Genomic DNA, 12815 nt, shown 5'->3' with positions numbered 1-12815 from the left:
TGTGTTCGATGTGATCTTGGAGCGGTTTGTTACTCGACATGGGGTCCGGTTATGGACTCGAACCCGGATTAAGTAAGGCGATCGTGGTCCTAAGCAACGGGGGGTGGGTTAGAATAGGACAAAATAACATGGTGACCACGATGGCCTGACCCTGAGTAACAAACCGATTTTTTTTTGAAAATTTTTTTTGGGGAGAGAGAGAGAGGATAAAGAGGGGGGCCTGGATTGTTGGATGGGACCAAGGAATAGTTGGGGAATACGATGATCTAATTTGTTGAAGGGATGGAAATGAGTTGGTGGAAGGATGGGACCTGTTATGCGATTTTTATTGGAGGAAAAAGGGACCTATTGTTTTTGATGAATTTTTGCGAGGGAAGAGTGGAGGGAGAGGATGACTGACTTGAATTTTGGCTACCCAGTGAAGGGAAAGGGGTGACAGTACCGATGATCCAATTTATTTTGATGTGTACGACGTGATCGAATTTTCGGGGGACTTATATGTCCCTGTTTTGATTGGTTTTCATACCAATTTTTGTTGGAATTGAAAAATTCCAACATTTTTGTGTGGTGTGGGGTGAGAGGAGTGTGAAAAGAAAATCGAATCGAATCGGCTTTTTCGGGGTACTGTTAGGTGCCCATTTTTGTAAGTCGTGATGCCGTCGTGCAGGTCATGCAGTTTCGGTGTGCTTTCATGCACCCATTTTCGTGTGGTGGAGAGTGGGGGTCCTGGATGAAGGTAAAAGCTGATGGAGTGGGTGGGGACAGGTGTAAAAGAGTACGAATGAGGACGAGGACCGATGTTAATCTATTATTTGCGTGTTTTAGGTGAAGAAGCAATCAAAGGATTTGCTGGAAGTGGATCTGATCGGTACTAAAATCTCTGGAGCGAACGGGTAAGCCAATTTTTCTTGTTTTGAGTAAAAATTTTTTTTGGGTGTCGGGACGTGTCTTGTGAGAATTTTTGATGGCAACTTATTTTGGTGGTAATATTTATTAATCCCGAGGGTTTTTTGAGTAGGATAACTAATTTTCATGGTATTTGGTGGAATCTGCGGCGAGGAAACTAACCCTGAGAGTTGGAACTTAGCGTATTTTTGTGGAAATTGATAGTATTGGAGTCCAAACAGTTTTTGCGAAATCTGAGTAGGAATTTTTTAATTTTTTGATCCCAAGTGATATTTTTTGTGTTCCTGGGGTAGTTTCACGGTATTGAAACTACTTGGCGTAAAAATTTGGGTCATTTTGAGTTGTGTCTGACCCTGGTAACCCGAAATACAGGTATTTTGTGAATTTCAGGTTTTTTGGTCATCTCATTTTTTTGTCTTTTTTGGTCACTGGGGGTCATAGGGGGCACGGATAGAGGATCGGATCATATCATTAGTACCACCTAACATTCACCTCGGATATAGGATAAAAATTTTTTTTAGCAAAAATATTCGTCTCATTTTTTTTCACCCTCATCTGTCAGTGATCACGTGTTTTTAACAAAAGGGGGAATTGGCTTGTGGAGGATTGTGGAAGGGAATCTAAAGGAATAAAAGGGAATCAATACTAATAATAACAATCGGATACGAGTATAAAGGAGGTGTTATAATCTGGATCTCATTTTTTTTGGAACTGGTCATTTTTTTTGGGGACTTAGCCATTTTTTTTGGAAATCGAAAATTTTTTTTTCCGAAAAATTTTTTTTAAAGGGTGCCCCCAGCATCGATTGGTGAAATAAACGAAAGGATAGTAATAAAAACACGGGGAACTCGAATCTGAAGTATTTGGAACTCAATTTTTTTTTCGGAATCGGTCATTTTTTTGGGAAAAAGGTCATTTTTTTGGGAAATCGGTCATTTTTTTTCGGTCCAAGGCGATTTTAGGGGGTTCAACCGGCATCGAGTGGTGATCTAAAGTAATAATAGTAACGATAACACCTAGTCCGTGGATTTGAAGACTTTTGGACATAATCGGACGCCGGGTCCCAGTCATTTTTTTGGGAAATAGGTGAATTTTGAGAAAAAGCCCAATTTTTTTGTCGTTTTGCAAGGTCATTTTTTTGGGTTGAACGGAGTCTGAGTGGGGAAATAAAGTGATAATAGTAACAATAGCATCGGGTTCAACAGTTTAACGTTGTTGGAACACATTTTTATCGTGGGGGCAAAATTTTTCAAGGGGGTCAAAAACATTTTTTTCAACGAAAAAAAAAAAAATTTTTTTTTGTTGATTGGTGGAATAAAGAGCTGTAATTGGAAATAATAACGAGTAATAAAGTTAATAAACAAGGTTAATAAAAGGAATTTGATAAATAATGGCACATGGAGGTGGAAATAATGGTTTTGGAGGTGAAAATGAGCAATCTACGGGGAGGGGCACAAGGCGATCTCTGAGAGCGGAGTTTAATAGATGTGATAGTGAGGGGGGCCAAGAGGATTGGGGCCTGGATATGGATGGGTACCCAATTGACCCGGGGGAACGGGCAAGGGTACCATTATTTAGAAATAATCGGGAACGACGGGAATTTGAAAGGGAATGGTATGATCGGAAATTATTTGGTAATGGTAGGGGATTGCATGCGATGTTGGAAGATAATACTGATGATGAAACTACTACAAGGGAATCATCACCGGATCTATTTGCGGTTAGACAAGAGGGGATAAATGCAGTAGTAAGGGGGGTCAATTCTATGATGGGAATGAACCGAAATAATACAGGGGGGTCAAATGGTGGGAGTGTGGACAGATTCCCAGTTGGAATAGCAATAGGAAATGGGGACCCATTAATGGGGGACTCATTGATAACGAATGCGGGGAATAATAACACAAATAATAATGGGAATAATAATAGCAGGGGTAATAGTCGAATGGTGGCGAGGGGGTCTGAAAATAACGATAACCAGGAGCCAGTATGGGCTGATAATAACCCGTTTAGAGTCAATAATGAAGTGGCGCAGAATGTGGTGAATGAAAGTAGGATGGATATGAGTGGGACACCAAACATTAGTAACAGGGGGGTCGATGTGAGGTCGGGAGGGCAAGGAATGGGCAATAACCCATTCGTCCCTCAAATTATGGGGGGTGAAACGGCAAATAATGTGGATAGAAAACCTGAGTGGATAAGAAGACGGGGATTGAGTGGGTGGAGAATAACAGATGATGAGGAAGAAATAAGAGAACCAGAAATACGGGGAGGGCAATTAAGTAAGAGTACTACGGAGGGAAGACAAAGTCGGCACGAAGAAACAAAAGAAGTAAGGGGGGCACAAACGTGTGGGAACGATAGGGTATCGAGATCAGCATGGAAACGAAAACAATTAGAAGCAATAGATAGACAAATAGAGGGCATAAGCATGGTGGTACGGGAAATTCAAAACATAACATCAAGTGAAGCACAAAGTAGTGATGGGGCAGAAGAGTTTATGGTAAGAGGGTCAAAGGAAAAACGACCGGGTATCATACGAGGATTAGTTGAAGGTGGGGGCCAGAAAAATTTAGGAGCAGGGAACCAACCATCACCGAGAAATGGGGGCAATGTGAACAGAAATATGGAAGGTTCGTATAGACAAGGGGGTACGGAAAGACAACAAGAGTACCAAAGAGAGGATGGGCGTAGAGAAAGGGATAGGGCAGATGAAATGGAAGATGGGTATATACCAGATGAGGATACTATACCAAATGGGCAAAATAGTAGAATGGTAGTACCTGAGACACCAGTAGGAGGGGGCCGAAATAGAGTACAGAGGAGTGTGCGTTACACTAACCCGGGGGCACAAGAGTATGAGGTAGAGGGGAGGTACAGTCCTCCACCTATGACAAACCATCACATAGGGGATAGAAGAAGAAGGTATTCGGGGGTGGTTACAAATATTTATCAAACCAATCAATTTCCAGAAAATAATGAACGGCACGTTAGACAAAATGCATCAACTCAGATAACACCACCGGGGACAAGTGTGGTAGGAGGGGAGAGGGAACCACTAGCCATAGGAGATATAGAAAGGGGGGTGAGGGATATGAATGTGGATGAGGAAGGTAGACAAAGAACAAATATAAGGGGGGCCATAACAGGAGCAGAAGGGGAAACAAGAGTGAGAGAAACAATGTACAGAGGGGAAATCAACGGTCGTCATGAGAATGTCAGAAAGGACCCAGGGGGAGATCGAAATTTTGAAAACGGGGGAGTAGGGGGACAAACAAGGTATCATTCGAGAGCTGATGGTACAAGGGATGCAGGGGAACGAGAGCGAACCCGATCGGAGCACTACAGCGGGGACTATGGGCCAAAAAGAGGGTCCTTAAATGTTGACGAGAGAACTTATAGGCATCGACGGGATAGTTATGAGGACCGGGGGCGGGATAGAGATAGAGATGAGGACCAATATCGACGTAGGGAGATCCGTACAGATAGGTACGATGAGGAAAAAGAGTATAGGGGGATATCGGGACGTGATAGGTCATATGAGGGTCGGCGACGTGATCGTGATCGGGATTACGATCGGGATGAGTACTACTACGAAAGGGGAGATGGGGGACCAATGTACAAGTATTCGGAACCAAAATTGAAACATGTGTCGACATATAGTGGGGAAAAAGAATTTTCATCATTTTTGGGTGCATTTAATCGGGGGTTGGATCTGTACAACATCAGGGAACCTAGAAAGAAATTGAGAATGTTAAAGACTAAGCTGGCAGGTCCGGTGTTAGAATTTTTAGAGGTACAGGAAGAATATGACCCGGTGGGGATGACAGAGTATGATAAAGTGATAGATGTATTGTGTAAACGGTTTGATGAGCCAAAGGATTTAACTTACCGGATTCAAAAATTTAAACAAATTAGGCAAAAGGGGGACATGAAGTCGTACATTGATGAAATTTTCGGATATTGGGTGAGGTATATAAATCCGTTGGATATGGGGGAACGGGAAAAGGAGAACTTGCTGAGGAAAACATTTTTGGAGGGGGTATGGAGTGTGTATAAAACTAGGCTCGACATAGGAATGGGAGGGTCATTCGAGGAACTGAAAACGAGGGCATTAGAGATAGAAAGGAACGGGTTGTGTGAGGGGACTGCTGAGTGGAAGAGGAAAAAGGAAGAGGAATTTGAAAAGAATCTGAGAAGTAAAAATTGGGAAAGGGCAGGGATATTTTCTACATCACAGAAATCAGGCCAGGTGCAGAGATCACCGTGGAAACCAAATACAGGGGGAAAGCCAGTAAATACGAACCAGGATAGGGGACCAGCGACGGGAGCAAATAGAACCATGGTTAATAATTCAAAGTGTCAGAATTGTGGGGAAATAGGACATTGGGCGAGGGAATGCCCGAAAAAGGTCGTGTGTTTTGAATGTCATGGGGAGGGACACATGGCCAGGGATTGCGAGATACGGAAAAAGAGGATATTAAATTCAATGGTATGTAACACTTGTGGGGAGACGGGGCACACGAAACCGAATTGTCCGGGACCGCAGCGGAAGCAAAACTCGGGGGCACAACCAAGCTGGGGGGCAAATAAAGGAACAGAGGTTGAGGCATGTAGGTATTGCAAAGAAGAGGGGCATAGCATAAACAATTGTCCTAAACTGAAGGCACAGGCTGAGAGAAAGAAAGCAGAACAAATGAAAACAAATGTGGCTTTTGAACAGGAAAAGACTTTTGCAAATTACGGGGTGGGTACTACAGGTTGGTGGGCGGATACAAAGGACTTAGAAGAAAATAAACCGCCAAAGAAAAATGATGGTTGGGGGGACTTAGAAGGTTTTACTAAGTTGAGTAACAATAAAACGGGTATGAATGTAGCAACAATGAGGGATACGGGGGCTGATGAGAGGGAAGTTGCAAAGGTAAATGCAGCGGAGGAAAAAACGGATAGGAAATATTATTTATATATTCAGGTGGAAATCGAAGATACGGGGGTAGTAAGTTTAATTGATACGGGGGCGCAGGCAACATTAATTTCGGGGGCAGGTTATAAGAGGTACTTTAGTCACATACCACTGATAGAGTCGTCGATGGAATTTCAGGGGTATAATAATGCAATGGTAGGGATGACAACGGGTAAATTTAAAACACCAGTAACAATAGAGGGGGTAACAAGGGAGTTGACCATTTATGTGATGGAGGGGTTACAGACACCAATGCTTTTTGGGGATGATGCATTGCGGGCTTTTGGGTTAGTACTGGATTATGAGAAAATGCAGGTGACAATTCAGGGTAAACATGTGGTGTCAAAGTCGGCCAATAAAAATAAAGGGAAAGTGGAGGTGCATGAAAACAAAAAGGGGGTAAAAACGGTTAGGGAGAAGCAGGCACCGTTGACGATATTCAAAGTAGCAGTCACGGAATCGATACCGGCGGGTCATATGGGATACATACAATGTAGGTTTCAGGATGAGGTAGCTGATGGAACAGAGTTGCAATTAGAACCAAGGGGGGATCCAAATGAGGAATTGGATATTTTAGCAGCTAAAATGATAGTAACAGTACAAAAGGGGAGGGTAATAGTACCGGTAGCAAATATGAGTGATAGAAACGTACGACTCAGGAGAGGTAAAAAATTGGGGGAGGCCTATGAAGGGGAAATAGTGGGAACAATGGTAACAATGCAGACGGCACAGGATGCGGCAGAAAATTTGTATGAGGGCTTGGATAATCCTAGAACATCGGAGCCAGATGTAGTGGAGGGGGTAAAAACCGAGAAGCAGTTGAAGAGGGAAAAATTAATAAAGGCATTTAAAAAGGAGATAATGGAACGGGTGAAAAAATGGGAGGGGGAGATCGAACTACCGGAAGGGTTGGATATCGAATCAGCTTCACTATCGGTAGAGGAAAAGAAATTTTTAAGTGTGATAATAAATGATTATAGGGATGTGTTTATGAAACCGGGGGACTTATTAGAGGGGACAAGGTTGGTAGAACATAGGATAGAATTGAAGGAGGGGTGTGAGAAACCAATAAAACAACCATATAGGAACCCATTGGCGTATAGGGAACACATAACGAAGGCAGTGGCAGACATGGAAGAAAAGAAAATCATTAGGCCATCAAATAGTCCGTGGGCAAGTCCAGTAGTATTAGTAAAGAAGAAGGATGGGGAAATCAGGTTTTGTGTAGATTATAGGGGGTTAAATGCGTCGACTAAAAAGGACAGCTATCCGCTACCGCGGATAGATGATACCTTGGCAAGTTTGTGTGGGGCTTTGTACTTCACGACGTTTGATTTACAATCGGGGTACTGGCAAATACCAATGGCCGAGGAGGATATTGAAAAAACGGCATTTTCTTGTCACGAGGGGTTATTTGAATACACCATGATGCCGTTTGGGTTGTCTAACGCACCAGCGACATTCCAGAGACTCATGCAATTCGCTTTGAAGGGGCTTCTGATGGAGTTTTGCATGTGTTATCTGGATGACGTGGTAATTTTTTCAACGTCGGTGTGGGACCATTTGTATCATTGTAAGGAGGTACTTCAAAGATTGCGGGAGGCGGGACTTAAACTTAAGGCTAAAAAGTGTGAACTGGTCAGGACGGAAGTGAAATTTTTGGGGCATGTAATTTCAGCGAAGGGGGTTCAACCAGATCCGGAAAAAGTTTCTAAGATCAAGGAATGCAAATATCCGACATCGGTAAAGGGGGTTCGGCAATTTTTAGGATTGACTGGGTATTATAGATCGTATGTGGAAGGGTACGGGGCACTGGCAGCGCCATTGTATGATTTGACACAAGTTTGTAAGAAGGGGTTAACATTCAAGGAACGGTGGTCGAAAGAGGCAGAAGAATCATTTGAGGGGTTGAAAGAAAGTTTGATGAGGGCACCAATTTTGGGGTATCCAGACATAACGAGACCATTTAGGCTGTATACAGACGCAAGTAATGTGGGGTTGGGATATGTGTTGGCTCAGTTGGGAAAGGATGGGATCGAAAGGGTAATTCACTATGGGAGTAAAAAGCTGACCGATACGGAAACTAGGTATGCGGTTACGGAAAAAGAATGTTTGGCGGTGGTAAAGGGGTTCACGACATTCAGGCAATATTTGTTGGGGGCATTTACGACGGTATTTACTGATCATCAACCTTTGTTGCGGATTTTGGATCGGACTCGGAAAACGGAGGATATAACTCCGCGACTTTTGAGAATGGCAATGATGCTAGCAGAGTACGAGTATGAGATGAAGTATAAGAAGGGGTCGGACCACGGGAATGCAGATGCATTGTCTAGACCACCTTTCGTACCAGAGGATGATGAGGAAGAGGGAACAAATGATGAAGACGAAGGGGAGAAAGTAAACATAGGCATGGTGGAGGGGGTGAAAAATACGATCGAAAGTAGGTTGGCAGTTAGGCAAAATAATATAATGAAGAGGTTTAACAAACAATGGGCCATAGTAAGCGGGGGGCAACAGCGGGAACAGGGAATAAACCAAGTAGTAGGAAGAGAAACGAATGAAAAGAAAAGAGTACAAAGGAGTAAATGTCGGACACCGATCGAATTGTTAGAGAGTGGGTGGGGTAAGGTTATAAAGAAACAGTCTAAGATAGAGCGAGGGGATATTAATATGGCGGGGTTATATGATGAAGACCCAAACTTAGAAGCAAGTGAGGATGAGGAGGATGAATGGATCGGGGATCCGAACTTGGAAGAAGAGGGGGATATGGATGATAGCGATGATGAAGCATTGATAGATTTGAGTGAGGATGGGAGGGACTTAGGTGATGAAAGGTTCTTTGAATATTTTCACATAGAGGCACCATGGGAGAGGGAACAGTTAGTGGAAGCACAGAGGGAAGACCTACAGTACGGAAAATTAATTGAGTATTTGGAAGATACAATAGAGGGGGAGGAATTGACCGAAACAGAAATGAAATGGATCATTGCAGAGGAACCGCATTATGTGATCTGGCAGGAGGTGTTATATAGGGTTAAGGATAAAAAGACACCAGTCACGGGGGAACCTATTGAGTTACAGTTGGTGGTTCCGGAGATATTTAGGGAATTGTTGATGGAAATGGCTCATGATTCCAAATACGCGGGGCATTTAGGATACACGAAGGTAGTGGGGAGGCTTAAAGAGAAATATTTTTGGGTGGGTATGAACAAGGATGTAAAAGAGTATATTGAAAGGTGTGTGCCATGTGCGAGATTTAAAAAGGGACCAAATAGGCGGGGGCCGTTACAACCTGTGAAGGCGATGGCACCGTTTCACATGGTAGCAATTGATGTGGTGGGGCCTTTACCAGAAACGGAGAGGGGGAATAAATACATTGTGTGTTGTATGGATTATTATACGAAATGGCCAATGGCATTTCCCACAAAGGATCAGACGGGGGAAACTTTATCAGAAATTTTTCAAGAACAGATTATTCCAATGTATGGGGTACCTAGAATTTTAATATCAGATCAGGGACCGGCTTTTAAATCACATTTGTTCCAAATGGAAACGGAATCGGTGGGGACTAAATTGTGTTATACATCACCCTATCATCATCAGGCAAATGGGTTGGTTGAGAAGTGGAATAGAACATTGATGGGGATGATAAGGCCGTTAACAGAATTAGAACCGAGACAGTGGGACCGATTCATAGGGGGAGTGTTGCTAGCCTATAGGACTACGCCACACTGTTCGACGGGGAACACACCATTCTTTCTAATGCAGGGTCGGGATCCAGATATACCTGGGGAGAGGAAATTGTTTTCAATGGAGTTGGGAACATGTAGAGCTAAATATGCGGAAAAATTGTTTGAAACGTTGTCAAAAGCATGGGAAGCAGCAGCGAGGTCTAATCTAAAAGCCCAAGAGCATTATAAGGAGTATTATGATAAAAAGTCGAGATTGAGGGATTTTAGAGTGGGGGATACCTTGTTGATGAGGAATCGAGGTAAATTAAGGGCCGACCGAATCTGTAACAAAATGCACCCGGAATATGACCGAATGTTCAGAGTAGTGGGGGTTAACGCCGAAAAACAGCGAATCAAGCTTATTAGAGTGGGAGGACCTTATGCGGGCGCTGGATGGTACAATATGGCCGAATTTAAACATTTTTGCGGGTCAAAAGAAGCTTACTTGAAATATGAAGGGAAATTGCGAGCTGTTAGTAGGGGACGGCAGTATCTAGAAGAGAACGATATAAGGTGCGCGGTGTGTAGAGGGACGTATAGTGCCGATGTCATGTTCGAGGGGAGTGTTTTGTGGGTAGAATGTGATTTTTGCTTGGATTGGGTACATGCACTTTGCGTGGGGATGAGAACAGAACCAGAGGGGAAGGTGTGGTATTGCCCAAAGTGTGAAGACGCTGGTATAACGAGGGGGGACGCTGAAGATGAGGATGTAGATGGAGATTGATCACGTTGGCTCGAAAATTTTTTTTCTCTTTTCCTCTTTCGTTTTTCTTGAGGATCATTTTTTCTGCCTCCTTATACATTTTTTTTGGGAATTTTTGATCATTTTCGGGTTTTGAGCAATTAATCTACATTTTTTTGTGTGTTGTTTGTAACATTTTTATCATCCATTTTTTTTCTCTTTCGTCATTTTTTTTAGTCGGGAACTAACCGGTGGAGGAAATAATCGTTTTAGCTTTAACTAACATTGATTGTGGTGAAGGTTTGTACTAATATGTGTTGCCCTTGTAGTGCACTAAGTAGTGATTGTTTATGTATGTTATTTAGTTTTGTGATGATATTGTATTATATTTATTTATTTATATTCCAGAGATGTCGGAGGACGGGAGCCAAGAAGGGAAGCGGAGGAAGTCGGAGGGTGAGGAACACGTAGCAGCGATGGCTAAAGCCATCGCTGAAAAGGTAGTGGGATCTGGAGAGGGGGGAATTGATAGTGACATGGAAACTAACACGGGAGAGGAGGGGGGACAAGCGTTGGTGATTGATGGGGAAACTGATGGGGGGAATACGGAAGAGGAAGGGGGGTACCGAACAATGGAGGAGGAGGATGACGATATTAAAATAGTACATGAGGTGTTGGGAAATAAAAAGCCGGCAACGGTAGATGGAATTGTGGGACAGGTAATGGATTTGACGGTGGGAAAAGCAGTGGTAAAAATGGAGGTAATGGATACGGAGGGAGGAAATGAAAAACCGGTGGGGTGGGCTGAAGAGGTTGAGAGGAATGGAGGGACACCAGAGGAGCAAAGGAGGTTGCAAGGGGGGGCTAACGAAGAAGGAGGTCAGGGATATGATGAGTATGAGGCGGGTATGAATGGGGAAGGATGGAAGGATCCACGACACCCGTGGTGGGATGAGAATCATCCGGCCAGGTGTGCGGACCTTGCCATTAATATTCCGAGGTTGTGGGGGCACAAGTTGGGGTGTCCATTGAGAATTATATTGGTGGAGGAATTGGAAATGGTGGTACCAGCAATAGAACTATTTAAGACGGAAACATGTAATCCCGTTAACATAGTTAGCGTGGATTTTGAGGGGTACAGTTTGGGGAAAAAGCGGGAAGAAGAGGCGGAGGAATTGAAAAGGCAGGGGAAACATTGGACGGAGGGGTCTTATATGTTTGAAGGAATTGAAGAGATGGTAACGGAAAGTTTCATGAGGAATGAGGTGGAGTCGCACCAGAAGAATCGGGTGCGGACGATACAAATTGGAAATGTGTACGGGGTGGTAGTAATATTCGATGTGAAATGTTTCGGGGGGAAAGTACCAAGAGCGCTGCAGATTTTTCTGCAGTCGGGGGTTATAAAATTGTTTTGGGGGGCTGAAAACGACAAGAGGATGTGGGACGCGACATTTCCAGGGCTGGAGTTCGCAAGCAACGTGGTGGATCTACAGAAGTTAATGGGGGAAGGAGGGGAACCTAATTTGAAGGCGGAAATGGAAAAATATTTTGATATGGATTTGGGATTGCAGGGACAAGCATTATGGGGGGAACAATTGTTGCGGGATTTGAGGGAACCAGATGACAGAGTTAAAGGGAGATGGGACAGTGATTGGTTGAAGAAATTTTTAAGGTACGGGGCACAGGACGTTATGTTGACGGACCTGTTGTTGGCATGGCAGTTGAGGAGGAGGGGGAAACCTATCGAGAAGTGTGAGGACGCCAAGGTGTGGGAATTGTTGGGGGAAGGATTGGGGAAGAAGTATCGAGAGAAGTACGTGTGGGATAAATCGGTGTTGAGGAATGAAAAACGGTTCGAGGGGAATATGAGATGGAATTTGTTAACACTGTGGAGAAGGTGGATCAACCAGAAGAGACGACCGTTCGGGTCGCATTGTGTCTGGAGAATCTGGGGGGAGGAAATGAAGGGTCTGAAAGGACGGGAAGTGGAGGATCCGGAGTTGGCATTTGGGGGAGACGATACGGAGGTAGAAAGGGCCGCGGAAATTGAAGATTATATGTACACGATACCGTGGACGGCGGGGAAGGATAAATACCACGAGGAAATTTTGGAAAGGGCGGTGTGGGCCCGGAGAGGAAAGGGAATCGAGAGAGGGACAGATTGGGTGGAAGTGGGGAAGAAGGGTAAACCAAAGGCAGGGAAGGGACTTAAATTTTATGATTCGGACGAGGATAATGATCCCGACACGAGACCAAGGGACATGTTGGGAAACCTGTTACCGGAAGGGGTATCTTTCATCTGGCCGGAGGAAGGGGGAAAAGAGCCGGAAGGGCCAAAGAGGGATGTAATGGAGGGGATTGAAATGTCAGGGGGGTTGAATTTTACGGAGGAGGATTTGGAAAAAGTGTTGAGTAGGACGGAGGGGAGTGTGACGACATGGCAATTGAATGGGAAACCCATAAGGAAACCAAAGTTTACAGAGTTGAGACAAGGATTGGGGGTAATACAAGCCGTCAACACGTTCCTCATGGA

Annotated in this window: 2 protein-coding genes; both read left to right on the top strand. The window is 44.0% G+C overall.

The features are described from left to right. Positions 1-2431: 2431 nt before the first annotated feature. Positions 2432-10324, top strand: a complete 7893-nt coding sequence (locus tag ACZIYX_RS22625) for a reverse transcriptase domain-containing protein (protein WP_462684538.1) — start codon at positions 2432-2434, stop codon at positions 10322-10324. A gap of 434 nt (positions 10325-10758) precedes the next feature. Then, a partial coding sequence (locus ACZIYX_RS22620) for a hypothetical protein (protein ID WP_462684537.1) occupies positions 10759-12815 on the top strand: 2057 nt, incomplete at its 3' end.

The sequence above is a fragment of the Aquimarina sp. genome (assembly GCF_977115655.1).
This window is presented reverse-complemented; position numbering and strand designations above follow the sequence as displayed.

Bases quoted from the DNA above. Each gene is read 5' to 3' on its own strand.
- ACZIYX_RS22625 (WP_462684538.1), top strand. From the start codon at position 2,432: ATGGATGGGTACCCAATTGACCCGGGGGAACGGGCAAGGGTACCATTA.